Origin of the sequence: Myxococcus llanfairpwllgwyngyllgogerychwyrndrobwllllantysiliogogogochensis (assembly GCF_006636215.1) — a bacterium.
GTDB lineage: Bacteria > Myxococcota > Myxococcia > Myxococcales > Myxococcaceae > Myxococcus > Myxococcus llanfairpwllgwyngyllgogerychwyrndrobwllllantysiliogogogochensis.
Genome location: NZ_VIFM01000940.1, coordinates 1 through 400 on the forward strand (window position 1 = coordinate 1; position 400 = coordinate 400).

At 58.0% G+C, this 400-nt stretch carries 1 pseudogene; it reads right to left on the reverse strand.

Annotation, left to right across the window (positions count from 1 at the left end):
• Positions 1-366: pseudogene (locus tag FJV41_RS56385) on the reverse strand (GTPase ObgE); the annotation flags it as partial.
• Positions 367-400 lie beyond the last annotated feature (34 nt).

Genomic DNA, 400 nt, shown 5'->3' on the forward strand with positions numbered 1-400 from the left:
CCAACCGCCTTTCGCCACCATCAGACGCTGACCGTGTTTGGTCATATCGCCCATGGTCTCGCCGGTGCCCTGATCGATAACCCGGGTGCCGACCGGCACTTTTACCGTCACGTCTTTACCGCGCTTACCGGTACAGTCGCGGCTTTGACCATTCTGCCCACGTTCGGCGCGGAACGATTTTTCAAAACGGTAGTCGATCAGGGTGTTCAGGTTCTCGTCCGCTTCCAGCCAGACATCGCCGCCATCGCCGCCATCGCCGCCGTCCGGACCGCCTTTCGGAATATACTTTTCGCGGCGGAAGCTTACGCAACCATTGCCGCCGTCACCTGCTACGACCAGGATCGTTGCTTCATCTACAAACTTCATTTTACTCTCCGTAAATCATTCGCCTGAGCGGGGC